Below are 24,424 nucleotides of genomic sequence, written 5' to 3' on the forward strand. Positions count from 1 at the left end.
CCATAAAAAAATCCGGCTGCATTGCTGCAGCCGGATTTTATTCATTGGCCTCCGAAAATCTTTCAGAAGAAGCCGCGGCGTTGCCACCAGCCGGCTTTTTTCGGCTTGCCGTCGCCGTCGGTTGCCTTGTCCGTGGCCTGGGTCGATTTGACCGCAGGCTCGGAGGAGGCGAGGTTGGACTGGCGGTTGGCGCGGGCCGGCTTCTCAGCTTCTGTCGCCGGGGATTCTGCAGGCTGGGCGTTGGAAGCTGTGGCAACCGGAGCCTCTGGCTCGATAGCCACAGGCTGAGACAGCACAGGTTCGGCGGCAACTGCAGGCTCGGCACCGGCTTCAGTTGCAGGTGCCTCGGCAGCTTCGGCCTTCGGTTTGCGACGGCTGCGGCCCTTCGGCTTGACCTGTTCCTCGGTCGCAACTTCGGCGTCGATCGCGGCAGGCTGCTCGAGAGCAGGGGCTTCGGTCGGCGCGCTGGTTGCGGCGGTCTCGTCGCCTTCGTCGGCAGACGTTGCTTCTTCGCTGTCCGTACCTTCGCCGTCGGCGATCAGGTTGCCGTTCTCGTCGCGATTGCGGCGACCGCCACGCTTGCCACGACGGCGACGCTTGCGCTTGCCCTGCTCGTCGCTCGACAGTGCCGAGACTTCGCCTTCACCCTCGACTGCGGCCTTGCCGTCTTCGCTGTCGTCCTCATCTTCGCCATCTGCGTCGTCGCTGTCGTCGCCGACAATGTCATTGCCGTCGGCATCCTGCATGACCTGGCCGTCGGCTCCGCCGTTCTTGCCCCGACGTCTGCGGCGACGCTTGCGCTTGCGGTTCGGGTCGCCCTCGGAGCGGGCCACGGCCTGTTCGACAGGAGCTGCCTTTTCCTCGATCTCTTCTTCTTCGTCCTCGTCGATCTCGACGGGAACGTCGTCGTCCTCGTCTTCCTCGATGGCAGCGAAGTTGAAAAGGGTTTCGATCTTTACCGGGTTTTCGACGGCTTCGCCGCGATCGATGGCAAAGTGCTGCGCACCGACGCTCGGGTCGCTGTCGATGATGATCGACACGCCGAAGCGGTTTTCATAATCGATGATCGTCGCCCGCTTGTGGTTGAGCAGGTAGAGCGCCGTTTCCGGCGTGCAGCGCACGGTGATGTCGTGCGTCGTGTTCTTCAGCAGGTATTCCTCGATGCCGCGCAGCACATGCAGGGCAACCGACGACTGCGAACGCACCAATCCGGTGCCGCCGCAATGCGAGCAGACCTGCGTGGTCGATTCCAGCACGGAAGCGCGGATACGCTGGCGCGACATTTCGAGAAGGCCGAAATGCGAGATGCGACCGACCTGGATGCGGGCGCGGTCGTCCTTCAGGCATTCCTTCAGCTTCTTCTCGACAGCGCGGTTGTTGCGCTTTTCTTCCATGTCGATGAAGTCGATGACGATCAGGCCGGCAAGGTCGCGCAGGCGCAGCTGGCGGGCGACTTCCTCGGCCGCTTCCAGGTTTGTCTGCAGCGCCGTTTCTTCGATCGAGTGCTCGCGGGTAGAGCGGCCCGAGTTTACGTCGATAGCGACCAGCGCTTCTGTCTGGTTGAGGATCAGGTAGCCGCCGGACTTCAGCGTCACCTGTGGCTGCAACATGCGGTCAAGCTGCGCCTCTATGCCGGAGCGCGAGAAGATCGGGTGGATATCACGGTAAGGCTGAACCACCTTGGCGTGGCTCGGCATCAGCATCTTCATGAAGTCTTTGGCTTCACGATAGCCTTCTTCGCCGGCGACGATGACTTCCGAAATGTCCTTGTTGTAGAGATCGCGGATCGAGCGCTTGATCAACGAGCCTTCTTCATAGACTAGCGTCGGCGCAGTGGAGGCGAGGGTGAGCGTCCGGACGTTCTCCCAAAGGCGCATCAGGTATTCGAAGTCGCGCTTGACTTCGACCTTGGTACGGTTGGCACCAGCCGTGCGCAGGATGACGCCCATGCCCAAAGGCACTTCGAGCATCCGGGCGATTTCCTTCAAGCGCTTGCGATCCTGCGGGTTGGTGATCTTGCGCGAGATGCCGCCACCGCGCGCGGTGTTTGGCATGAGCACCGAATAACGGCCGGCGAGCGACAGATAGGTGGTGAGTGCTGCACCCTTGTTGCCACGTTCTTCCTTGGCCACCTGCACCAGCAGGATCTGCCGACGCTTGATGACTTCCTGGATGCGGTACTGCTTGCGCGGACGGCGCGCGGCACGCTCGGGAACCTCTTCCATGGCGTCTTCGGCGCCAACGGATTCGATGATCTCTTCTTCGTGGTCGTCATCGTCGTCGTCGTCGTTGTTACGACGGCTGGACGGACGAACGTCTTCCGAAACCTCGTCGGTTTCGACCATGGCAGCCATAGAGCCGGACGAACCTTCGTCGCTGCCGTCGGATGCCGGCGCTTCGACGTCGGATGGCGTCGCATCTTCGGCGACGACCTTCTTGGCGCGGCTGCGGCGTGGCTTTGCCACCTTCTTCACAGGCGTTTCGGCTTCAGCTTCTGCAGCTGGCGCTTCAGCGCTTGCAGGCTCGGCATCGGCAACCGGCTTGGCGGAAACCTCGACAGGTGCCGGCTCGGCAGCAGCGGCGCCGGCTTCTGCAGCGACGGGCTCCTGTGCAACCACGGCATCTTCGGCAACGGGAGCGACAGGCTCCGGCGCAGCGACGATGCCGACATCCGGCTGCTCCTGCTCGGCCAGATCGAAGGCGGTCTCGACGTGTTCGACGTCGTTGTCGCGGCGATGCTCTTCAGCCTCGGCGCGCAGCAGCGCCTGACGGTCGGCAAGCGGGATCTGGTAGTAATCGGGGTGGATTTCGGCAAAGGCCAGGAAGCCGTGCCGGTTACCGCCGTAATCGACGAATGCAGCCTGCAGGGACGGCTCGACGCGGGTGACTTTGGCCAGGTAGATGTTGCCGCGAATTTGCTTCTTGTGCTCTGACTCGAAGTCGAATTCTTCTATGCGGTTCCCTCGAACCACGACAACGCGCGTCTCTTCCTCGTGAGACGCGTCGATAAGCATTTTGTCTGCCATGAAAGCTGTGCTCCTCGGCGCAGCCCCTGGGGATATGACCGGACTGTCGTTAAGACAGGCTGGATGCACTCCGCCACTGCGGCGCCGGATAATGATAGTCGCGATGGGTCTCTGCGATTGCGCAACAGCCAGACAACAGCCGGGAGAACCCGGGGCCTGTACACTTTAGAAAAAAGCTGCTGCGACAACATCCGTAACCAAGCGAGATCGACAATGCCCTAGACCCAGTTGGGTCCGATGAATTTGCCCTTCTTGAAGGGCGTTTGGTGGCTTTTCCACCGATGAAATTCCTGCACGAAGCCGGAAATTCGGGATCCAGTATCAGGATGGAAGCACTCAGACGGCGGACGATGGCCGGTTGTGGCGCCATAGATTTGGGCGGCTGCCTTTGCGGCGACTCTATCCCGTCAACACTTCTACCCTATTGTTCGTTGTATGATCTAACCGTCACAATAGCAAGGACAAAGCCAAGTGTGCCATAATAATGATGGATTCCTCGGATGAACCCATAGCTGGCGATCATTGTACGATTCGGAGCCCGGTTTGACGCTGGACGAGAGCTGCAATCAGCTGTTTTCGGCGTCTTCTCCCGCGTGGTTCATAGTGCTGCCGGATGGGCGTGTCGATCGATTTAAGGAACTGAAGCATGGCGGGGTGTATCTGGTGAGCGCAAGGCAAGGCGGCAGAATTCTGGCGGCGCTCGGCGTCATGCTGCTAACGACGATGGCGACTGTTCACGCCGCTCCGGCTACTGTGCCATCAGCTGCATCGCCGGTCACCGCTGCCTCCGCCGATCCCATCCTCGCCTATGGTGCCCGCATTGCCGGCGACGACGCCCGCACACGCGTCGTCATCGAACTCGACCGCGAGCCGTCCGTCGCCGTGCATTACCTCGCCGATCCGCCACGTGTCGTTGTCGACCTGCCTGCCACCGCTTTCGGTTTTCCGGCCAAGGATCTCGATGCCCGCGGGCTTTTCAAGGATATTCGATACGGGACGATGGACAAGGACAGTGCCCGCATCGTTCTGACCGCCATCAAGCCGGTCAAGCTGGTGGTCGCGCGGGTGCAGTCGAACGAAACCGGCAGGGGATACCGTCTGGTGCTCGACGCTGAGATGGTACCGCCGGAACAGTACGCCGAACTCGTGCGCAAGCAGACATGGACCGACGAGGATACCGCCGCCGATGTCGGCCCGGTGGTCCCCGTCGAAAACGTCAAGCCGAACGATTTCCTGATTGCGGTGGATGCCGGCCACGGTGGCATCGATGCCGGCGCCATGGCGAGCGACGGCCTGACACCCGAAAAGCAGATCACGCTCGCCTTCGCCAAGGCGCTGACAGAAAAGTTGAACGCCCAACCCGGCATCAAGGCCTTCCTCACCCGTGACAGCGATTCCTATCTCTCGCTGTCGCAGCGCGTGACGATCGCCCGACAGAACCACGCCGCCCTGTTCATATCGCTGCACGCCGACACGTTGAAGCAGAAGGATATCCGTGGCTCGACGGTCTACACCATATCAGACAAGGCGTCGGATCGGCTGGCCGCAGACGTCGCGGACCGTGAAAATTCTTCCGACAAGCTGGCTGGCAGCGAGGTCAAGGCGCCGCCGCCGGGCGTGGCCGACATCCTGACTGACCTTACCCGACGCGAGACGCAGGCCTTCTCCGTATCGCTCGCGCAGGATGTCCTGAATTCCTTCAAGGGCCAGATCGCGATGATCAACAATCCCCACCGGTATGCCGGCTTCCAGGTGCTGACGGCGCCCGACGTGCCCTCCATCCTGGTCGAACTCGGCTTCCTGTCCAACAAGGAAGACGAAAAGCTGCTGCTCGACGAAGAGTGGAGGGGCAAGCTGGTGGACCGGCTGACCGAGGCAGTTCGGCAATACAGGGCAGTGACGGTCGCAAACGGCGGTTGACTGGGATATAGTGGCTTGTCTGCCACAGGCCGGCCAGAAGGTCCGCCGCCGACTGGAGAATGAGGCGACAGAGCCCTATTTCGCTCACATTGCCGCCGTCGAACGGAACTATGGTGGAGGAGGCGGAGCAAAGGGCTTTTGTCGCCTCTGATCTCTTGCTAATAGGCTTCGCGCGTGCAAGACGCCCGGGTATGCGGATATTTTGCCCGTGCGCCGAATTTTTCTACACACACTGGTAGCGACGATATGGTCAGACTTATTGGATATTTCTTTGGCTTGGCCTGCATCGTCTTCGTCGGCGCTGCTGCGGCTGCCGCCGTCTATCTGGGCGTCGTCTCCAAGGATCTGCCGAATTACGAAGTGCTGGCCAACTACGCGCCGCCGGTGACCACCCGCATCCATGCCGGCAACGGCGCGCTGATGGCCGAATATGCCCGCGAACGCCGGCTCTTCCTGCCCATTCAGGCTATTCCCGATCGCGTCAAAGCCGCCTTCCTCTCCGCGGAAGACAAGAATTTTTACAACCACGCTGGCGTCGACATCACCGGTCTCGGCCGCGCCGTACTCGTCAACCTGCAGAATTTCGGTTCCGGTCGTCGTCCGGTGGGCGCCTCGACGATCACCCAGCAGGTGGCCAAGAACTTCCTGCTGTCGGCCGACCAGACCTTCGACCGCAAGCTGAAGGAAGCGATCCTGTCCTTCCGTATCGAGCAGGCCTACAGCAAGGACAAGATCCTCGAACTCTATCTCAACGAGATCTACTTCGGCCTCAACGCCTATGGCATCGCCTCTGCGTCGCTGACCTATTTCGACAAGCCGGTAACGGACCTGACGATTGCCGAGACTGCCTATATGGCGTCGCTCCCGAAAGGTCCTGCCAACTACAATCCTTTCCGTCATGCCGACGCCGCCATCGCCCGCCGCAACTGGGTCATCGACCGCATGGTCGAGAATGGCTATGTCAGCCAGGCCGACGGCGAGGATGCCAAGAAGCAGCCGCTGGGCGTCGTGACCCGCAGATCCGGCGGCACGGTCGTCGCGGCCGACTTCTTCTCCGAAGAAGTGCGCCGGCAGATCATCGATAAGTATGGCGACAAGCAGCTCTATGAAGGCGGTCTTTCAGTCCGCACCTCGCTCGATCCGCAGTTGCAGATCGAGGCACGCAAGGCGCTGCAGGACGGTCTGGTCGGTTATGACGAGCGTCGCGGTTATCACGGTCCGCTGAAGCAGATCTCGACAGCGACAGACTGGGGCATCGAGCTCTCCAAAATCCCAGCCTTGTCGGATGTTCCCGAATGGAAGATTGCCGTCGTGTTGGCGGTCTCGAGCGATGGTGTCGATATCGGCCTGCAGCCGGACGTCGATCCATCCGGCAAGCTGTCGACAGAGCGCAAGCGCGCCTCGATTGCAGCCGCCGATATGCGCTGGGCTTATCGTTCCGCCGAAGCCAATGGCAAGACGGCGAAAACACCGGCCGGCGTCCTGTCGCCCGGCGACGTCATCTATGTCGAGAAGCTGGCTGATTCTGCCGGCTACCGCCTCCGTCAGCCGCCGAAGGTACAGGGCGGCCTGGTGGCGATGGACCCGCATACCGGTCGCGTTCTCGCTATGGTCGGCGGCTTCTCCTACGGTCAGTCGCAGTTCAACCGCGCCACCCAGGCCATGCGCCAGCCCGGCTCGTCCTTCAAGCCGTTCGTCTACGCTGCTGCCATGGACAACGGCTATACACCGGCCTCGGTCGCGCTCGACGATCCTATTGAAATCCAGCTGTCGAACGGTACGGTCTGGCGGCCGGAAAACTACGAAGGCGAGGGCGGCGGCGCCCACACGCTCCGCTTCGGCATCGAGCACTCGCGCAACCTGATGACAGTGCGGCTGGCAAACGACATGGGCATGAACCTCGTTGCCGAATATGCCGAACGGTTCGGCATCTACGACAAGATGGCGCCTGTGCTCGCCATGTCGCTCGGCGCTGGCGAAACGACTGTGCTGCGCATGGTCTCGGCCTATTCGGTCATTGCCAACGGCGGCAAGCAGATCAAGCCGACGCTGATCGACCGTATCCAGGATCGCTACGGCAAGACCATCTTCAAGCATGAGGAGCGCGTCTGCGACGGCTGCAATGCCACGGACTGGCAGAACCAGCAGGAGCCGACCGTTGTCGATAACCGCGAACAGGTTCTCGACCCGATGACCGCCTATCAGGTGACGTCGATGCTGCAGGGCGTCATCATCCGCGGCACCGCTGCCGGAAAGATCAAGCTCAACACCGAAGTTGCCGGGAAGACTGGGACGACCAACGACCAGAAGGATGCCTGGTTCGTCGGCTACACCCCGAACCTCGTGGCTGGTCTGTATGTCGGTTACGACACACCGACCGATCTCGGTCGCGGCGTGCAGGGCGCCTCTCTGGCGGCCCCGATCTTCAACGACTTCATGCAGGCTGCCACCAAGGGCGAGCCGCCGGAGAAATTCGTCGTGCCAACCGGCATGACCATGGCATCCGTCGATCGCAAGACCGGCATGGCCGCCCAGCCCGGCGATCCCGATTCGATCGTCGAGGCATTCAAGCCCGGCACCGGACCTGCGACCTCCTACACCGTGATCGGTGCCGGAAATGCCGGTGGCGAGGTGCAGCTGGCGCCGGAAGAGATCCTGAAGACATCACCGCAGGCCAACCAGGCCGTGACATCAGGCAGTGGCGGACTTTATTAGGCGGAAATTGCTGGATTAAGCGGAAATGGCTGGCGAGGCCGGCTCCGATATACCGCCACTACGACTTGGCGGCTGCCGGCGTCTCGAACAGACCGGTCGGAAAACCGTCGAGACTGACCTGGTTCTTTTCGCGCCAGTAGTCCTCGATCCCATCCACGCCTTTGGCCTTTGCCCAGGCGTCCATCTGGGTGCGCTCTTCCCGGTATTCAAACAGTGGAACGCCATAGCCGCAGGATGTCTGGACGATATCGAAATCGAGCCACACCATCTGGCGTGCCCCAAGCGGCGCCTTGTTTTCGTATTTTTCCTGCAGAAGCTCGGCAAATTTGTCGCTATCGCGGTGAATGACGCGTCCCTTGCCGTAGAGCCTGAGGATGAGCGGCGGTCCCTCGACGGAACAGAACATCATCGTCAGCCGGTCGTTTATCCTCAGGTGGGCGGCAGTCTCGTTGCCGCTGCCGCTGCGATCGAGATACATCGCAGCATTGTTGCCGAGAATGCGGAACAGGTCTGTGCTGCGCGGCGACATGTTGACGTGGCCCGTTGGAGCGGCCGTCGCCGTGAAAAACATGTGCTGCGCTTCAATGAAGCGATGGTGATGGGGTTCTAGCGTTTCGAAAAATTTGGCCATGCCGAACTTTAGAGTTCTAATTCCAGCATGCCAAGACGATGTTTTGCGAAGAATTCATGACCAGGGCCGGTTTGACGACCGAGGTCTGGCACAGTCTATGAAATCGCCTTGATCTCGAGTTCGCCATCTCCAATGACGACGACGTCGCCGACAGCCTTGCCGAGCAGAAGGCGCGCGACAGGAGAGACGAAGGATATCGATCCGGCCTTTGGGTCCGCCTCGTCCTCGCCAACGATTCGGTATGTCTGAACCCGGCCATCGTCACGGCTGAAAGTGACGGTATTGCCAAAACCGACGGTATCGGCGTTTTCGGGGGCAGGGATCACCTGTGCCGTCCGAAGCCTGGCCGCAAGATAGCGCGTATCGCGCAGCGGGTTCGCAGTCTGCCGACGCCGTTCGTTGACCTCGTCGATCTTGCTTGCCACCTCATAAGCGGTGCGCGCCTGCTGCATCTGCAGTTCGAGCGCCTTGAGGCCCGCTTCAGTCACAAGGTTCGGGTGTGTGGAAATCGGACGATCCGGCAAAAGGGTCTCGGACGCCGTCTCGAAACTCTCTTCCTTGGTGAAGGCAACGGCCAATCTCTAACTCCATTTCAGACTTTGCGAGCACAACGCTATACGCGGAAGACAACGACCTCCACGATACGCTGTTCCACGCAAAGGCGCCAATCTTCGTGCAAGGCGGCGTCAGGCGGTGGCGGGTTCCGTGTATATTGCCGGTTTCAGGCCGATGGCGATAGCCTCGTCGACGGCGAGTGCCGCCATGGCAAGGGCAGCCTCCCGCGTTCTCGCTGCTGCGATAAAGCGACCATTATGGCAGAAGCTGGCACCTTCGACACCGGACGCCGCCTCCAGTTCGCCATTGGTGAGTCCCGCCCATGCGGCGGGCAGGTCGGCTCTCAGTTCGAAACCTTCTGCAGCGCGGCGAATGCCGGTCACGCACCAGTCCTTGTCGCGCGGGTGAACCACGAACAGCAGCTGATCGGCCCCGGCCTTGACGATAGCCGGGCGGAACGGCATGCCCATGGGCAGTTCGAGAATACGTCCATCCCCGGCATTGACGATAGCCTTGTGGACCAATGCCTCCGCACGCAATTTTGCGGCGCTGCGGGCAATCCGTGCCTCGACGAAGCTGCGGGCGATTGCCAGAGCGGCGTGAAAACAACGATCGTCGGCTTCAGGGTCTGTCTCGTCGAACACCGGTTTCAACGTTTCCAGCAGCGCCGGCAGAGTCAGCCCGGCCAGCGGCCCCGTTGGACTAAGAGCGCCATTGTCCATGAGGTCGATCGGCAGGACGAAGCTGCTGTCGAAGGAAGCATGGATAGGGTCGATGTCCGCGTCTGCAATAGCCGACGCGGCGAGGTAGTCGCGACCGTAATGCTTCCAGACCAGCCCGAACGAGCTATACGGCTGCCCATCGTCGCGCAGGGGCGCGCCGCGCTGGTGGTGATCGAAGATCTGCTGGTCCGCGTCATAGCTGCCGCCGACATCGTAAATGATCCGATCCGGATTCGGCTTGATCCACTCTGGTGACCGGCTGCGGACGATTCGCGCGGCGGGGTACAATTTGGTGAGGATGACGCTCGACAGAAGCTCGTCGGCATGAAAGCCACCGGAATGGGTGACGAGAAAATCTGGATTCATGCCGTATGTGCCCCGTGCCTGGCGGAATGCCAGCCTGTTGAACGCACCAGATAACCAATGCCGCCGGCGATCTCAACCCCGTGAAATTGCGAATAGGGCGCGATCGGTTGCGAGGAACGGCATCGCCTCCGATCCCGGGGAGCGGCTTCGACTTGACGACATCGACATATCCGTTATTCTGGATATATGGAAAATGACAATGCGATTCTGGCTTTTGCAGCCTTGGCCCAGTCGACGCGGCTCGCGACATTCCGCCTGCTCGTAAGCCACGAGCCGCACGGAGTGCCTGCTGGCGAACTGGCGCGGATGCTGGACATCCCGCAGAACACCATGTCGGCGCATTTGGCGACGCTGTCTCGCGCAGGCCTGGTGAGGAGCGAGCGCCGCAGCCGATCGATCATTTACCGCGCGGATCTGGAAGGCTTCGAGCGCCTGACCCTTTTCATGATCAAGGACTGCTGCGGCGGAGATCCCGCCCTTTGCGCGCCCCTGGTGTCCAGACTGATTCCGCGCTGTGGACAGGAAAACCCGACATGAGCGACGTTATAGTGAAGCTGCTCGATGCAATAGAGTTTTCGCTGCCGGCTGCAAAACGATCCATTCCTTCCCGTGAAATCGCCCGATGATGTCAAATTTCGAGCGCTACCTCACTGTTTGGGTTTTCCTATGCATCATCGTTGGCATCGCCCTCGGCCATCTGATGCCCGGCATCTTCCATGCCGTCGGCGCGGCTGAGATTGCAAAGGTTAATATCCCCGTCGCCATCCTCATCTGGCTGATGATTATTCCCATGCTTCCCAAGATCGACTTCGGCTCGCTGTCCAAGGTCGGCAGGTACTGGCGTGGGATCGGGGTCACCCTGTTCATCAACTGGGCTGTGAAGCCGTTTTCGATGGCGCTGCTGGGATGGCTTTTCATCGGCTGGCTTTTCCGCCCGTTTTTGCCTGCAACCCAGATCGATTCCTACATCGCAGGCCTCATCATACTGGCGGCTGCCCCATGCACTGCAATGGTCTTCGTCTGGTCCAATCTGACCAAGGGCGAACCTCACTTCACGCTGTCTCAGGTCGCTCTCAACGATGCCATCATGATCGTCGCCTTCGCGCCTATCGTCGGACTGCTCCTCGGATTATCGGCGATTACGGTACCGTGGGACACGCTGATGATATCGGTGGCGCTCTATATCCTCATCCCTGTTGCAATCGCCCAGATACTGCGCCGCAGTTTCCTTTCCAGCGGCCGGACGGCTGTCTTTGAAACCTTGATGGCGAAGCTCCAGCCGCTGTCGCTGGTCGCTCTTCTGGCGACGCTCGTGTTGCTCTTCGGCTTTCAGGGCGAGCAGATCATCGCCCAGCCTACGATCATAGCCCTGCTGGCGGTGCCGATCCTGATCCAGGTCTATTTCAATTCCGGCCTGGCTTATATCCTGAACCGCATCTCGGGAGAGCAGCATTGCGTGGCCGGCCCGTCGGCGCTGATCGGCGCCAGCAATTTCTTCGAACTTGCGGTGGCCGCTGCGATCAGCCTGTTCGGGTTCCAGTCGGGCGCGGCGCTTGCCACCGTCGTCGGCGTGCTGATCGAAGTGCCCGTGATGTTGTCCGTCGTCTGGATCGTGAACCACTCGAAGGCCTGGTACGAGCGCGGCCCTTCGGTCTCCCGCAACACCTCCACAGAGGAGCCATGACCATGGATGTCACTATCTATCATAATCCTGCCTGCGGGACCTCCCGCAATACTCTGGCGCTGATCAGGAACGCGGGTATCGAACCGACGGTGATCGAGTACCTGCAGACGCCTCCCTCGCGGACTGAACTCGTGGGGCTGCTGACCGGCGCAGGCCTGTCGCCGCGCGACGCACTGAGGGAAAAGGGCACGCCTTACGATGAACGCGGCCTCGGCAATCTGTCGCTGACGGACGAGCAGATCATCGACGCCATGTTGCAGCACCCGATCCTGATCAACCGTCCATTCGTTGTCACGCCGCTCGGAACGCGCCTCTGCCGCCCCTCGGAAGCGGTGCTGGATATCCTTCCCCATAGGCAGGTCGGCGCCTTTTCGAAGGAAGATGGTCAGCAGGTCATAGACGAAAAGGGCAATCGTCTTGTCTGAATTGCCCGCCGCAGATCTGCGCCACATCCGGATGCCCGACCTCGATGCGCTGCGGACAGACATCTCGCATCACAAGCCCCGTATTCTGTTTCTCTATGGCTCGCTTCGTGAGGTTTCCTATAGTCGGCTCCTCGCGGACGAGGCCCGTCGCCTGCTCGAGCATTTCGATTGCGAAGTCCGTATGTTCGATCCGCGCGGTCTGCCGCTTCCCGATGCGGAGCCGGCCGACCACCCGAAGGTCGTAGAACTCCGCGAACTTTCCGAATGGTCCGAGGGCCAGGTCTGGGTAAGCCCGGAGCGCCACGGCGCGATGACCGGCATCATGAAGGCTCAGATCGACTGGATCCCGATGTCCATCGGTTCGGTTCGCCCGACGCAGGGCAAGACGCTCGCCGTCATGGAAGTCTCCGGTGGCAGCCAGTCGTTCAACGCTGTCAACCAGATGCCAATCCTCGGCAGGTGGATGCGGATGATCACCATTCCGAACCAGTCCTCCGTACCGCAAGCGTTCCAGCAGTTCGACGCCGATGGCAGGATGAAGCCGTCTCCGCTTTACGATCGCGTGGTCGATGTCTGCGAGGAACTGGTCAAATTCACGCTGCTGACACGCGACGCGTCTTCCTACCTGACGGACCGCTACAGCGAGAGGCGCGAGGATGCCGGTCGACTGGAGGCGCGGACCACGTTGAAGTCGATATGAAGCGCTTCGACCTGCCGGTGGCTGCCATTCTCGGCCTGGGGGTCACGCAGATTGTCGGCTACGGCACGCTCTATTACTCGTTCGGCATTCTGGCGCCTGACATGGCAAGGGATCTCGGCGCCTCGGTGGAATGGATGTTTGGTGCCCTGTCGGCAGCGCTGCTGATCGGCGGGTTCGTCGCACCCTGGCTCGGACGATGGATAGACCGCTTCGGAGCAGGCAGGATCATGGCGATCGGTTCGTTGATAGCAGCCCTGGCGCTCGCCGCCTGCGCTCTGGCTCCCAACCGTTTCGCCTTCGCGGTGATACTGGTGTTCATCGAGGCGGCCGCTAATTTCGTCCAGTACGGAGCGGCCTTCGCGCTGCTGGTGCAGATCAACCCCAAAGTTGCACAGCGGAGCATTACTACCCTGACGCTGATCGCCGGCTTTGCCTCGACGATCTTCTGGCCCATCACCACGGCCCTGCATGCCCATCTGCCGTGGCGGGAGGTCTACGTCGTCTTTTCGCTTCTCAATCTGGCCATCTGCCTGCCGATCCACGCATGGCTTGCACTGTCTACTGCCAAGGTGCGCCGAAACGGCGCCGCCACCGCGCCAGCCCCTGTCGAAGGCGCACTCGCCGAGGGGCAGAGATTCCTCGGTTTCGCGCTGATGGTCGTTGGCTTTGCATTTCTGTCGCTGGTGAGCTCGGCCATTCTTGTGCATATGGTGCCGCTCATGGCGTCGCTGGGGCTCGGAACCATGGCCGCTCTCGTCGGCACCGTGTTCGGTCCGGCGCAGGTCGCCAGCCGCGTGATCAACATGGTCTTCGGTCGCAACCTTCATCCTTTGCGACTGGCGGCGTTGTCCGGGCTTCTCGTCTCTGTCGCCATCGTGGTGCTCGATGCGACTGCGCCTTCGACATCAGGCGCAATCGCATTTGCTGTGCTGTTTGGTTTCGGCAATGGCATATTCAGCATCGCGGCTGGGACGCTGCCGCTGTACCTGTTTGGCAGCGAAGGTTATGGCAGGCTGCAGGGAAAACTTATGTCCGCACGGCTGATTGTCGGAGCGACGGCGCCGTTCGCCTTTGCCGTATCGCTGGCATCTGCAGGGGCGGCGATCTCGCTCGGTGTTGTCGCAGCCTTTGGTGCCATTGCCACCTTCAGCTTTCTCCGGATCGGCCGGATTGCCGCAACGCCACATCGCGTTTCCGGAAAAATCGGGTGATCGTGCGCGAGCAGGTCGAACCATGAGATCGCCAAAGAGCGCTCCGGATGCAGATACCTTTCGACGGGGAAAGCAAAGTCGGCTAGAGTTCGCGAAGCACGAACTGCGTGGCGGACGCAAACTTCACGGACTATTGCGATGACGGTGACTGGTATTCTTCTGATCGTGGTGATGCTGGTCGCCGCTGTTCTCGTGTGGCTGAAGCGCGGCAAGGGCGCACAGCGCTCTGCCGTGTTCGAAACCTCGGGCCTTTCCTATTTCAAGGTATTGCTCCGGCAGCGCGGCGTCGACTTATCGCGGATCCCGGATGCGGCGCTCGCCGACATCATTCGTGCCAAGATCGCCGCAGCCAAGACCCAGGCGACCGTCGCCGGCATGACCGACGCGACGCGGTCCCGCAAGAACTGGCGGATCAATCTGGTCAAGTCGCTGGAAGCGGAAGCCACCCTGATGGTCTCGCTGATGGCGTCGGGAGCCGAGGTCGATCCTACGTCCGATGCCGCGATTGCGCTGACACGGCACGGTGTATTCAAGCCAAGAAAGCCAACCGGCCTCACCGGCATGACGCCCGAGCAGTTCCTCGACGCCACGAGACGCGGTACGCTTTACTCGGAGCTGGGCGAGCGCCGCGCCAAGCGCGAGACATCCTGAGGCGCCTCATATCGTCGAGCGTCCGGTGTGACGTCTGCCGCTGCCGACGCATACATCTCAAAAAAATCGAAAGTTACTCACGACTATGACGGCTGCCTTTTTTGCGGACTATGCGAAGGACCTGAAAGTCCTGCTCGACGAGATCGACACCGCGCCGGAGAACTTCCGCTCGTTCGATCTGCATATCGATCTCGCTCACAGGGGCCTGTTGTTCGTCTACGAGACGCGCCGCAAAATGGGGCAGACCGACAGCATCTATTACGCCCGGATGGCGAAGACCGGTGCAAGCAAACAGATATCGCAAAAGACCGCTAACGACGCAGTCAGCGGCTTCTTTCGCCACGGACAATTCCTCGCTCTGACCGGAGAATTTGCCGGTGCCGATGGCGCCGAGGGCACGACTGTCGAGGGTGATCACCCCACCTGCGCCATCGCCTTCACCTATCGCCGTACCGGCATGGAAAAAGCCATGTCGATGCGTCTGATCTTCCTCGGTTTCTCCACCGACGACGGGGCGATGGCCTATGCGACGACGGTAGCGGATACGCCGACGCTCGCCGTCTCCCGCCCGTTCCGGTCTGCTCGCGTCTGGGAATGGAAGTAGGCGCCGTCGTCCGAAGCGCCTCCGATCTCTTTTACCAGGGCACAGTCTGCCCGTCGAAATAGAAGCCGGCATTAGGGCCGGTCGCATCCTGGCTTGCCAGCCAGACGATCCCGGCCGCAGCCTGCTCCACCGTGCGATAGCCGGAGTGCCCGTTGAAATCCGTCGCGGTGTAGCCGGGATCGACTGCGTTGACATGGATGCCGCTGGCCAAAAGTTCCTTAGCGAAGGCCACGGTGACCGCGTTGAGCGCCGACTTCGAGCTGTTGTAGCCCATCGGATTGACGGCATAAAAGGGATGGGCCGGATTGGAAACCCAGCCGATCGAGCCAAGACCGCTGCTGACCATGACGATGTTGGCGCCTCCCGCCGCTGTCAGCAAGGGTATGAAGGCTTGCGTCACCCTGATCGCACCGAACACATTGGTCTCGTAGACGTCGCGGATTGCAGCGAGGGGCTGTTGGCTCGGAGGCACCGGCGGGCCACCCGAAATGCCGGCATTGTTGATCAGCACGTCGAGCTTGCGATCGGCTGCAGAGACCGTGGCGACAGCGGCAGCCACGCTCTCGTCGCTGGTAACGTCGATGGAGAGCAGCCTGACGTCATGACCCTCCGCCTGCAATTGCCGGACAGCCATCCCGCCGCGCTCAGCGTCCCTGCTGCCAAGCCAGATCCGGTAGCCGAGACGGCCGAGTTGGCGTGCCGTCTCGAAGCCTATGCTCTTGTTGGCGCCGGTGATGAGAACTGTTTTTCCACTCATGGTTCGTTTCTCCTATAACCGAGGCCCGGCCTATCGCCTGGTTCGGCATTTCTAAATACTGCGCTGTCCCGAAGCAGCTTCGGCCACCGCAACGGCATCGAACTGCGGCTCGAAAGCCTTTGGCGAATTTATAGTTTCGTTCTGTGGTGTTTGATAATCCGCCCTAATCCGGATAAGCTGATCGCCATGGCGAACAGTAGCGAACAACTATTCCTTGACGATCTTTCCATCTTTCTCGCGGTTTGCGAGACCGGCGGTTTCCGGGCTGCGGCAAAGCGGCTGGCGATGTCGCCGTCAAGCGTCAGTGAGAAGATCGCCCAGCTCGAGGCTCGCTTGGGTGTGCCTCTGCTGATCCGCACAACCCGAAGCGTGATGCCGACAGAGGCCGGGCGCGGGCTTGCCGCACGGATCACGCCGCTTTTGAGCGAGACACGTGCAGCGCTCAACGATGCAGCCAGTACGCATGGGCAAGTGAGAGGGCTGCTCAGGCTGAATGTCACCGGCGCCGTCATGGTCGATATCCTGCCGCCGCTGATCGACCGGTTTCTCGATCTGAATCCGCATGTGAGGGTCGAGATGGTGGTGGAGGACAGGCTCGTTGACGCGACGGCAGCTGGCTGCGATGCCGGCATTCGCTATGGTGAGCATCTGGCGCAGGATATGATCGCGGTGCCGATTGGCCCGCGCATCCAACGGCTCGCAGCAGCAGCCTCGCCTGACTATCTCGAGGCACGCGGCAATCCCCGGCATCCCCGCGATCTGCTCGATCACGACTGCATCCGCCTCAGGTTTTCCAGCGGGGCGCTCGTCGAGTGGGAGTTCCAGAAGGGCGAGGAAACCGTCACCGTCGATCCGCCGGGTCGGTTGATCGTCGGGGTCGAGGCTGCCGCAACCGCGATCGACTGGGCCTGCCGTGGCCGTGGTTTTATTGCGACATTCGAGAATTTCATCGATCCCTACCTCAGGTCCGGCGCTCTGGTGCCGGTGCTGCCTGAATGGTGGATGCCGTTCGAGGGGCCATGGCTCTATTTTTCCAGCCGTTTCATGCCCGCTCCCTTGCGCGCCTTCGTCGATCTAGTCGCTGCGGAACGGGCATCGCCCAGTGTTGGAGGGTTGGTGCCTCCTGGAGCCTGAAACGCATAAGTCCCGATGACGCAAGCATAACCTCTGTATCGCACGCACAATCCGAGTTGCGGAGATCGCCTCTATCGGTTCTAGTGCGGCACCTAATCCGTTCACGCGTCACGAGGTCGTCGTCATGAAGTCTCCGTTCCAGCTTGCCGCCTGTGCCGAAATGCTCTGGCGCGACCGGCCGATCGAGTGGCGGGCGAGCCGGCTGAAGGAGCTCGGCTTTGGCGTCGGTCTCTGGAACTGGCCGGAGCACGATATTGGCAAGCTGGAGGCGACGGGCGCCACCTTTACCATCATGAATGGTTACCTCGAGGGACGCCTGACCGATGACGAAGGTGCCGCCCAACTGCTGAAGACGGCGCGAGAAACGGCCAGGGTCGGCAAGCGGCTGGGCGTCCAGCGTCTTAATCTGCATGGAACGGGGCTGGGCGAGGGTGGCCTGCCGATCCGTCCTGTCGAGGTCGTCACCGGCGCCATGTGGCTGAAGGCCCGCGCCACGCTATGCCGTGTCGTCGAATTGGCTGAGGAGGAAGACGTCACCTTCAGCCTGGAAAACCTCAACCTGCTCGTCGATCACCCCGGGGTGCCCTTCGGCCGGGCAGAGGATACGTTGGCGCTTGTGGCCAGCGTCGACCATCCGCGCCTGACACTCAATCTCGACCTGTATCACGCCCAGATCGGTGAAGGTAACCTGATAGAACTTTGTCGCAAGTGCCTTCCATGGATAGGTGAAATACAGGTTGCCGATGTTCCCGGACGTCTGGAGCCTGGAACTGGCGAGGTCAACTGGAAGGGCGTCGCGCGGGCGCTGAAGGCGATGGGCTATACCGGGCCGGTCGCCATGGAAGCCTATGCATCCGGCGATCCCGAGGAAGCACTCGTGGCGTTTCGAGAGGCCTTCACCGTCTGAACCGGCGGTCTCGTACGCCGCTGTTCCAAGGCGCCTTGCCAGCCTTGTGCGGTAACCGCCGACTGCGGGCTTTACATCCGCGGCATGCCTAACTATGTCACGGGCAACATCAATCGAACCGAGAAGCGAGACCATGCGCGCCGAAATCGAGAATATTGTCGACGAAATCAAGCAGGCCATAAGCCTGCTGAGGAGGCATCTTTGACTGGGATCAGGCCGTAAGGCGACTGGACTGGTTGAATAACAAGGCAGAGGATCCAAACCTCTGGAACGATGCATCCGAGGCACAAAAGCTGATGCGCGAGCGTCAGAATCTCGAAGACAGCATCAATGGCGTCCGGCTGCTGGAACGTCAGGTCGATGACAACATCGAGATGATTGCGCTCGGCGATGAAGAGGGCGATGCCGATATCGTCAGGGAAGCCGAGGAAGGCCTGAAGGTCCTGCGCACCGAAGCGGCTCGCCGCCAGGTCGAGGCGATGCTGTCCGGCGAGGCCGACAGCAACGACACCTTCCTCGAAGTCCATTCGGGCGCCGGAGGTACCGAAAGCCAGGACTGGGCCAACATGCTCCTGCGCATGTACACCCGCTGGGCCGAACGTCAGCGCTTCAAGGTCGAATTGCTGGAAGTCCATGACGGTGAAGAAGCCGGCATCAAGTCGGCGACGCTGCTGATCAAGGGCCACAACGCCTATGGCTGGCTGAAGACCGAGTCGGGCGTCCATCGCCTGGTGCGCATTTCGCCCTACGACAGCAACGCCCGTCGGCACACCTCGTTTTCGTCGATCTGGGTCTATCCCGTCGTCGACGATTCGATCCAGATCGACATCAACGAAGGCGATTGCCGCATCGACACCTACCGCTCGTCCGGTGCCGGCGGTCAGCACGTCAACACGACGGATTCCGCCGTGCGCATCACGCACATCCCGTCCGGCATCGTGGTGCAGTGCCAGCAGGAGCGCTCGCAGCACAAGAACCGGGCGACAGCCTGGGAAATGTTGCGCGCACGCCTTTACGAAGCCGAGTTGAAGAAGCGCGAGGATGCCGCCAATGCTGAAGCGGCATCGAAATCGGATATCGGCTGGGGTCACCAGATCCGTTCCTACGTGCTGCAGCCCTACCAGCAGGTGAAAGACCTGCGCACCGGCGTTGTCAGTACCGCGCCGGACGACGTGCTCGACGGCGAGATCAGTCCGTTCATGGAAGCCGCTCTGGCGCACCGCATCAGCGGCGCAGCAGATGCCGCAGTGGACGATATTGACTGATCGTCGCTGCCGCTTCTGCCAAACAAAGACCCCCTCGCGGCTGCCTGCCTCGAGGGGGTCTTCTTTTATGGCCAGCGCTTACTCCGGCGCCTTCTCGACGACGATTTCCCCGAGTTCGTCGAGCATGACATTCCAGACATCCGCGTCGGCATCGGCATCAGCCTTGATATAGAGCGTGGCAAACAGGCCGGGTTCGCGGATGATGCCCCCGGAGTTTTCGGGCCGGATATCCGTAACGATGGCCTTCAGCGCGGTAATTTCCGGCAGTTCCGTCGTGGAGACGATCTGCGGCCCATCGTCGGTCGTGGCGACCTGCTGCAGGTAGACCTTCGATGTGCGATCTGCCTGGCGCACGGCATAGAGCTTGTAAAACCCGTGGCGCGATGGTGGCGTGATTGCGGTGGACGCATCGGTGCTTGGCAAAGTCGCGGCTGGTGCCGGCTGCACCGTGCTGGTATCCTGCCAAAAGCCTGTCGTCGTCGAGGCAATGATGCTGGCTGGCAGTACGCCGTCGTCGGCCCGCGCCTCGGAAGTCGAAACGACGCTTGCCAGCAGTGCGGCCAACAGTGGGGCGTGGAGTGCGTTTCTCAAGAGTTAGCTGCCATCAGATGTCGTCAGGGGAGTGGGCCGGTTAATCGGAAAATTGCTCGGCGAGGATACGGTCGGACCACGAGCGGTCGGGGTCGGAAAGGATGCGGGCGGTGGTGTCCTGGGTCTGGGCGATGCGGACGCTCAACACCGATTTGACCTCCGTGTTGTCGGCCACCGCATTGACGGGGCGCTTGACCGGCTCGAGGACGGTAATGTCCACCGTCACCTTGTTGGGCAGCAGCGCCCCGCGCCAGCGACGCGGACGGAAGGCGCTGACCGGCGTGATGGCGAGCAACGGCGCTTCCAGCGGCAGGATCGGGCCGTGGGCGGAGAGGTTGTAGGCGGTGGAGCCGGCCGGTGTGGTGACCATCAGGCCGTCGCAGATCAGTTCTTCCAGCCGCACATGGCCGTCGATCTCGACGCGCAGCTTGGCCGCCTGATAGGACTGACGGAACAGCGAGACCTCGTTGATAGCGAGCGCCACCGATTCGCTGCCGTCGGCATTGACTGTACGCATCTCCAGCGGATGGAAAGCATTCTCAACCGCTGCATCGATGCGTTCGTCGAGGTTCTCGACACGGTAGTCGTTCATCAGAAAGCCGACGGAGCCGCGGTTCATTCCGTAGACGCGTTTGCCGGAGTTCATTGTGTTGTGCAGCATCTGCAGCATGAAGCCATCGCCGCCGAGCGCTACCATGACATCGGCGTCCTCCTGGGGCGCCTGGCCATAGATGGCGATCAATTCTTCGCGCGCCGCCAGCGCCTCCGGTGAAGTCGAGGCCAGAAAGCAGAGGGACTGAAATGAGCGCGGCATGCAATATCCTTCGACAATCTCCGTCTACGTAAAGGATAACACCCCTGTGCGACAAGCCGTATTCGCCCACCGGCGATATCGCGGCATAGTCGAATAGCGGGCACGGCTCCGGATACAATCTTCCGGCGAGGCTGCTGGAACAGGCTCGCCATGTCGCAGCCAAGCCGTTACAGACGAACGGGCAATTGTCCTTTCAGAGACCAAAGTGCCGATGTTTTCCCTCAGGCAGCCGAGTTCGTACGAGCAATCCATCAAGAAGAGCCGGTTTCGCGCGCTCTCCGCCGCGATAGCCGATGAGGACGAGGCGAGGGCACAGCTGTCTGCTCTTGCCGATGCCGGCGCGAACCACAATTGCTGGGCCTGGCGCATCGGCCAGACCTATCGTTTCAATGACGATGGCGAGCCGGGCGGCACCGCCGGCAAGCCCATCCTGCAGGCGATAGACGGCCAGTCGTTCGACCGTGTGCTGGTCGTCGTCTCCCGCTGGTTCGGCGGCGTGCTGCTCGGAACAGGCGGGCTGATGCGCGCCTATGGCGGCACGGCCGCAGCCTGCCTCAGGGCCGCCGATCGGGTCGAGATGGTGCCAATGGTGGCTGCAACCGCATCTATCGGATTTTCCGATCTGGCTCTGGCCAAGGCGCGGCTTCTATCAATCGCCGGCCTCTCCGTCGTCGCCGAAATGTTTACTGAAGACGGTGCAGTGCTTTCCCTCAGTATTCCGGAAGGTCAGGCAGATCGGGCCGCAGCCCTCGTCGCCGACATTACGAACGGCCGCGTCCTGCTCGATTTCGGCTCTGCGGGCAATCCGGACGCTCTAGCGGGACCGGCGCCGTAGCCACGGATAGCTTGGCCATCGAGAACCTATCTGCGGCAACCGCGCCTGAACGCGCTGAAACGCATGGGCGGCGGCTTCCGTTTGCCGTCCTTATTGACTATCAGTCTGCCATCAATTGTGAGGAGTTCCCCCGTGCCGACCACTGACGATCTGCGCATTCTCGAGATCACCCCCCTGAGCCCGCCGTCCCGTGTCGTTGCGGACGTGCCATGTTCGCCTCATGCGGCCGAGACGGTCTCGGCTGCCCGCGCCGCCGTGCACCGTATCCTCACCGGCGAGGACGACCGGCTGGTGGTGGTCGTCGGCCCGTGTTCGATCCACGATCCCGTTGCCGCGCTTGATTATGCACGGCGCCTGGTCGAGGAGCGCAAGCGGCATCAGGGCGAACTCGAAATCGTCATGCGCGTCTATTTCGAAAAGCCGCGCACCACGGTAGGCTGGAAGGGCTTGATCAACGATCCCCGTCTCGACGGTAGCTTCAAGATCGAGGAGGGCCTGCGGCTTGCCCGCCAGCTGCTGGTGGATATCAACGACCTCGGCCTGCCCGCCGGCTGCGAGCTTCTCGATACCATCACGCCGCAATATATCGCCGACCTCGTCAGCTGGGGTGCTATTGGCGCGCGCACCACGGAGAGCCAGGTGCACCGCGAGCTCGCCTCCGGCATGTCCTGCCCGATCGGCTTCAAGAACGGCACCACCGGCGACATCAGGATTGCGCTGGACGCGGTGACCGCCGCCTCGCAGCCGCACCATTTTCCGGCCGTCACCAAGGATGGCCGCGCCGCCATCGCCTCGACATCCGGCAACGAGGATTGCCACCTTATCCTGCGCGGCGGCAAGGCGCCGAATTTCGACGCCGAAAGCGTTGCCGCAGCCGCAGCCGAATCGCTGAAGGCCGGCCTGCCGCCGCGCATCATGATTGATGCCAGCCACGCCAACAGCGGCAAGAACCCCGACAACCAGCCTCACGTCATCGACGCCATCGCCAGCCAGGTTGCAGCCGACGACCGGCGGATCATCGGCACGATGCTGGAAAGCAATCTCGTCGGCGGACGCCAGGAACTGGTGCCTGGAGGCAAGCTGACCTATGGCCAGAGCATCACCGACGGCTGCATAGACTGGGAAACTACTGTCTCGGTGCTGGACGTGCTGGCAAAATCGGTGATCGCCCGGCGGGGCTAGGGGCGCAGGGTTGACGCGCTTCATGAAAAAGGCGTTCAAGGCGAACGAATGCCTCAGCTAGAAGACTTTTTCCGGAAGGCTATTTCGTAGCCGCGCGTCGCGCCGGCATCGCTGGCGATCTTCTCAACCTTCCTGGCAGCGGCCTTCTCCTTGGCGGCTGCCTTTTCCATCATCTGGCCAAGGCCGGCCAGGGACTTCTTTTTCGGCGGTTCGTCGGTCATTTCCTACCTCGCTGTTGCACCCGATAGTGCTGCCAGTTCGGCAGGCGGCAGGCAATGGAAAAAAGCCATTACCGGAGCGCACAGTCGTGGGTGTCAATCCGGGAGCTTTTCCGGCTGATCGACTGCGGCATCGGCAGACGCTGCATTGTCGTTTGTCGAAACCGCACGTTCGAGCTCGGCCGCGCGCAGCCTGGCAGCACTCTGCAGAAGCTGCGCAAACGCTCCCGGTGGCACACCATCGGCCTTTAGGACCTGACCGATCAAAGGATCTGCCGCTGCTTCATGGATCGTCATATCTTCGCCCATAGTCGCGCTCCTGGTTAATATGAACTGAATCGTACCGTCCATCGGTGTCGAGATTGAGTCTGGAATTCGGGTCATCGATGCATTTAATTGAGATAACGTGCCTGGCTCAGCCAATTGAACCGCAAGTTTTTTCGAACGCCGAAGGTGCACCCAACGCCTTGGGGATGAGCCGGAACTGATCAAACACGAACGGTCGTCAACTATGATCGAAGGTCTTAGGCCAGACCCCGAACCTCACTGGCTGCTCTGCGCGGGTGCAGGTTGTGACACCGCACCGCTGGTGCCGGCACCGCCGTTGGGCGCGGGGTTGGTGTGGGAAACCTCCCGGGTCATCGCGAAGGCAGCCAGACCGACAACGAAGACCACTGCCACCGCCAGACCCCAGAATGACAGGCTTTTTCCACGTCCAGACATTGCCCGCTCCCGGCCCTGGTACGCCGTTTCGGGCACGGCAGCGGCATCGTTGTCGTTATCTACCGGCTTGGACATGACGATCGTTCCCCCAAATATTTGCCTGACAACCCGTCAAGCGCGCGCTTGTTCCGCGCAGCAGCGCCTTTGAGGAGGGATCCGTGGCCGATTGTTATTCCTGCTGGCCGTCAGGCGTTCAGGTCGAGCTGAACGGCAGCTTCCGCCACTGCCGACTTTGTCTTCTGCTTGCGCCCCAAACGCGATTTTGTCGACTTCGCAGATGTGTCGCCGCCAGCATCTTCCAGGTCAGGAATGAGCATTGCGTCGTCGGTTGGCACGAAAGCGCCGTTTCCGGCTTCGTCGGCGGCAAGGGCTGGCTTCAGCGCACGCGCCTGACGGTCTGGGGAAGGGGCGGCTGTCTGGGGGGCAAATCGAATCATCAACATGGTACTCCGCAATGTTCTCTTTATGTTCACATGCGGGAAAGCCCGAGTCAATGGACACACTCAAGATCGCGCCGATCGCGCCAAGATCGTGCCAAGATCGCGGTTGTCCGCCCGCGTCCGGCGCGATAGGTATCCACCCCCAAACTTAGGAGGGCCGTACCGGAATGGACGACAAAGTGGTAAAATTCAAACCGAAGCGCCCGGAAAAAGCGCCACGCAGACTGTCCCGCTGGCAGCGGAAGATCGTCATCACTGTCTTCATCTGCGCCGTTTTCGGCATCATCTATCTGAAGAACTGGCTGATGGGGCAGGCGTAAGGGCTGGGCAACCCCAAGACCCGACCAC

26 protein-coding genes are annotated in these 24,424 nt (G+C 61.3%); 15 read left to right on the plus strand and 11 right to left on the minus strand.

Annotation, left to right across the window (positions count from 1 at the left end):
• Nucleotides 1-62: 62 nt before the first annotated feature.
• A complete protein-coding gene (locus J5289_RS09380) occupies nt 63-3,026 on the minus strand; it encodes a ribonuclease E/G (RefSeq protein WP_209187392.1) in 2,964 nt (987 codons plus the stop codon).
• Between the two features lie 723 nt (nt 3,027-3,749).
• On the opposite strand from J5289_RS09380, the gene J5289_RS09385 reads away from it, so the two are divergent.
• Both J5289_RS09385 and J5289_RS09390 read left to right on the plus strand, forming a co-directional pair.
• Nucleotides 3,750-4,946: an N-acetylmuramoyl-L-alanine amidase gene (locus J5289_RS09385; RefSeq protein ID WP_247749071.1), complete on the plus strand. Its 1,197-nt coding sequence runs from the start codon at nt 3,750-3,752 to the stop codon at nt 4,944-4,946.
• Between the two features lie 246 nt (nt 4,947-5,192).
• Complete coding sequence (locus J5289_RS09390) at nt 5,193-7,661, plus strand: penicillin-binding protein 1A (RefSeq protein WP_142828924.1); 2,469 nt, start codon at nt 5,193-5,195, stop codon at nt 7,659-7,661.
• A 58-nt stretch (nt 7,662-7,719) separates the two neighbouring features.
• Here J5289_RS09390 and J5289_RS09395 read toward each other — a convergent pair whose 3' ends face one another.
• From J5289_RS09395 to J5289_RS09405, 3 genes are all read right to left on the minus strand, one after another.
• Nucleotides 7,720-8,292: a pyridoxamine 5'-phosphate oxidase family protein gene (locus J5289_RS09395; RefSeq protein WP_209183582.1), complete on the minus strand. Its 573-nt coding sequence runs from the start codon at nt 8,290-8,292 to the stop codon at nt 7,720-7,722.
• 95 nt (nt 8,293-8,387) lie between these two features.
• Complete coding sequence (gene greA / locus J5289_RS09400; protein WP_209187393.1) at nt 8,388-8,870, minus strand: transcription elongation factor GreA; 483 nt, start codon at nt 8,868-8,870, stop codon at nt 8,388-8,390.
• A gap of 108 nt (nt 8,871-8,978) precedes the next feature.
• The gene (locus tag J5289_RS09405) at nt 8,979-9,935 is read right to left on the minus strand and encodes an MYG1 family protein (protein WP_209183584.1); all 957 of its coding nucleotides are present in this window, start codon (nt 9,933-9,935) and stop codon (nt 8,979-8,981) included.
• Nucleotides 9,936-10,121: 186 nt separating this feature from the next.
• Here J5289_RS09405 and J5289_RS09410 point away from each other — a divergent pair, with 186 nt between their 5' ends.
• The 7 genes from J5289_RS09410 (at nt 10,122) to J5289_RS09440 (ending at nt 15,210) form a co-directional block, all read left to right on the plus strand.
• Complete coding sequence (locus J5289_RS09410; RefSeq protein WP_142828916.1) at nt 10,122-10,472, plus strand: helix-turn-helix transcriptional regulator; 351 nt, start codon at nt 10,122-10,124, stop codon at nt 10,470-10,472.
• Between the two features lie 88 nt (nt 10,473-10,560).
• Nucleotides 10,561-11,619: an ACR3 family arsenite efflux transporter gene (arsB, locus tag J5289_RS09415; RefSeq protein WP_209184102.1), complete on the plus strand. Its 1,059-nt coding sequence runs from the start codon at nt 10,561-10,563 to the stop codon at nt 11,617-11,619.
• Complete coding sequence (gene arsC, locus J5289_RS09420; protein WP_209206577.1) at nt 11,616-12,044, plus strand: arsenate reductase (glutaredoxin); 429 nt, start codon at nt 11,616-11,618, stop codon at nt 12,042-12,044. The genes arsB and arsC overlap by 4 nt, the downstream gene beginning before the upstream one ends.
• Nucleotides 12,045-12,075: 31 nt before the next feature.
• Nucleotides 12,076-12,744 carry an arsenical resistance protein ArsH gene (arsH, locus tag J5289_RS09425; RefSeq protein WP_247750664.1) on the plus strand — a complete coding sequence of 223 codons (669 nt, stop codon included), beginning with the start codon at nt 12,076-12,078 and terminating at the stop codon, nt 12,742-12,744.
• Nucleotides 12,741-13,955, plus strand: a complete 1,215-nt coding sequence (gene arsK / locus J5289_RS09430; RefSeq protein ID WP_209206575.1) for an arsenite efflux MFS transporter ArsK — start codon at nt 12,741-12,743, stop codon at nt 13,953-13,955. Before arsH ends, arsK begins: the two co-directional genes overlap by 4 nt.
• Before the next feature lie 138 nt (nt 13,956-14,093).
• Nucleotides 14,094-14,606 (plus strand): hypothetical protein, encoded by a 513-nt coding sequence (locus tag J5289_RS09435; protein WP_209183585.1) that lies wholly within the window; start codon nt 14,094-14,096, stop codon nt 14,604-14,606.
• Nucleotides 14,607-14,691: 85 nt separating this feature from the next.
• A complete protein-coding gene (locus J5289_RS09440; RefSeq protein WP_209183586.1) occupies nt 14,692-15,210 on the plus strand; it encodes a hypothetical protein in 519 nt (172 codons plus the stop codon).
• A 31-nt stretch (nt 15,211-15,241) separates the two neighbouring features.
• On the opposite strand, the gene J5289_RS09445 is transcribed toward J5289_RS09440, so the two are convergent.
• Nucleotides 15,242-15,967, minus strand: coding sequence for an SDR family oxidoreductase (locus tag J5289_RS09445; RefSeq protein ID WP_209183587.1), 726 nt, complete (start codon nt 15,965-15,967; stop codon nt 15,242-15,244).
• A gap of 186 nt (nt 15,968-16,153) precedes the next feature.
• Here J5289_RS09445 and J5289_RS09450 point away from each other — a divergent pair, with 186 nt between their 5' ends.
• The 3 genes from J5289_RS09450 (at nt 16,154) to prfB (ending at nt 19,273) form a co-directional block, all read left to right on the plus strand.
• Nucleotides 16,154-17,101 (plus strand): LysR family transcriptional regulator, encoded by a 948-nt coding sequence (locus J5289_RS09450; RefSeq protein WP_209183588.1) that lies wholly within the window; start codon nt 16,154-16,156, stop codon nt 17,099-17,101.
• A 124-nt stretch (nt 17,102-17,225) separates the two neighbouring features.
• A complete protein-coding gene (locus J5289_RS09455; protein WP_209187395.1) occupies nt 17,226-18,008 on the plus strand; it encodes a TIM barrel protein in 783 nt (260 codons plus the stop codon).
• Between the two features lie 133 nt (nt 18,009-18,141).
• A protein-coding gene (prfB, locus tag J5289_RS09460) for a peptide chain release factor 2 (RefSeq protein ID WP_209183590.1) occupies nt 18,142-19,273 on the plus strand; the annotation gives its coding sequence in 2 pieces (ribosomal slippage) (nt 18,142-18,210 and nt 18,212-19,273; 1,131 coding nt in all).
• A gap of 78 nt (nt 19,274-19,351) precedes the next feature.
• Here the strand turns inward: prfB and J5289_RS09465 are convergent.
• Entirely contained in the window at nt 19,352-19,864 is a 513-nt protein-coding gene (locus J5289_RS09465) for a hypothetical protein (RefSeq protein ID WP_247749031.1), read from the minus strand.
• A gap of 40 nt (nt 19,865-19,904) precedes the next feature.
• Nucleotides 19,905-20,678: an NAD kinase gene (locus J5289_RS09470; RefSeq protein ID WP_142822257.1), complete on the minus strand. Its 774-nt coding sequence runs from the start codon at nt 20,676-20,678 to the stop codon at nt 19,905-19,907.
• A 211-nt stretch (nt 20,679-20,889) separates the two neighbouring features.
• Here J5289_RS09470 and J5289_RS09475 point away from each other — a divergent pair, with 211 nt between their 5' ends.
• Together J5289_RS09475 and J5289_RS09480 are read left to right on the plus strand one after the other, a co-directional pair.
• Complete coding sequence (locus tag J5289_RS09475; RefSeq protein ID WP_209184104.1) at nt 20,890-21,513, plus strand: YigZ family protein; 624 nt, start codon at nt 20,890-20,892, stop codon at nt 21,511-21,513.
• A gap of 132 nt (nt 21,514-21,645) precedes the next feature.
• A complete protein-coding gene (locus J5289_RS09480; RefSeq protein WP_257623363.1) occupies nt 21,646-22,695 on the plus strand; it encodes a 3-deoxy-7-phosphoheptulonate synthase in 1,050 nt (349 codons plus the stop codon).
• Nucleotides 22,696-22,748: 53 nt separating this feature from the next.
• Here J5289_RS09480 and J5289_RS09485 read toward each other — a convergent pair whose 3' ends face one another.
• The 4 genes from J5289_RS09485 to J5289_RS09500 all read right to left on the minus strand — a co-directional run bounded on the left by J5289_RS09485 (nt 22,749) and on the right by J5289_RS09500 (nt 24,073).
• The gene (locus J5289_RS09485) at nt 22,749-22,916 is read right to left on the minus strand and encodes a hypothetical protein (protein WP_209183592.1); all 168 of its coding nucleotides are present in this window, start codon (nt 22,914-22,916) and stop codon (nt 22,749-22,751) included.
• A 93-nt stretch (nt 22,917-23,009) separates the two neighbouring features.
• Nucleotides 23,010-23,222, minus strand: coding sequence for a hypothetical protein (locus tag J5289_RS09490; RefSeq protein WP_209183593.1), 213 nt, complete (start codon nt 23,220-23,222; stop codon nt 23,010-23,012).
• A 234-nt stretch (nt 23,223-23,456) separates the two neighbouring features.
• Nucleotides 23,457-23,711 (minus strand): hypothetical protein, encoded by a 255-nt coding sequence (locus tag J5289_RS09495; RefSeq protein ID WP_209183594.1) that lies wholly within the window; start codon nt 23,709-23,711, stop codon nt 23,457-23,459.
• Nucleotides 23,712-23,821: 110 nt separating this feature from the next.
• Nucleotides 23,822-24,073, minus strand: a complete 252-nt coding sequence (locus tag J5289_RS09500) for a hypothetical protein (protein ID WP_209183595.1) — start codon at nt 24,071-24,073, stop codon at nt 23,822-23,824.
• Nucleotides 24,074-24,243: 170 nt separating this feature from the next.
• Between J5289_RS09500 and J5289_RS09505 the strand changes: the two genes are divergently transcribed.
• The gene (locus tag J5289_RS09505; RefSeq protein ID WP_209183596.1) at nt 24,244-24,396 is read left to right on the plus strand and encodes a hypothetical protein; all 153 of its coding nucleotides are present in this window, start codon (nt 24,244-24,246) and stop codon (nt 24,394-24,396) included.
• Nucleotides 24,397-24,424 lie beyond the last annotated feature (28 nt).

The organism is Rhizobium sp. B230/85 (genome assembly GCF_019355735.1).
Taxonomy (GTDB): domain Bacteria; phylum Pseudomonadota; class Alphaproteobacteria; order Rhizobiales; family Rhizobiaceae; genus Rhizobium; species Rhizobium rhododendri.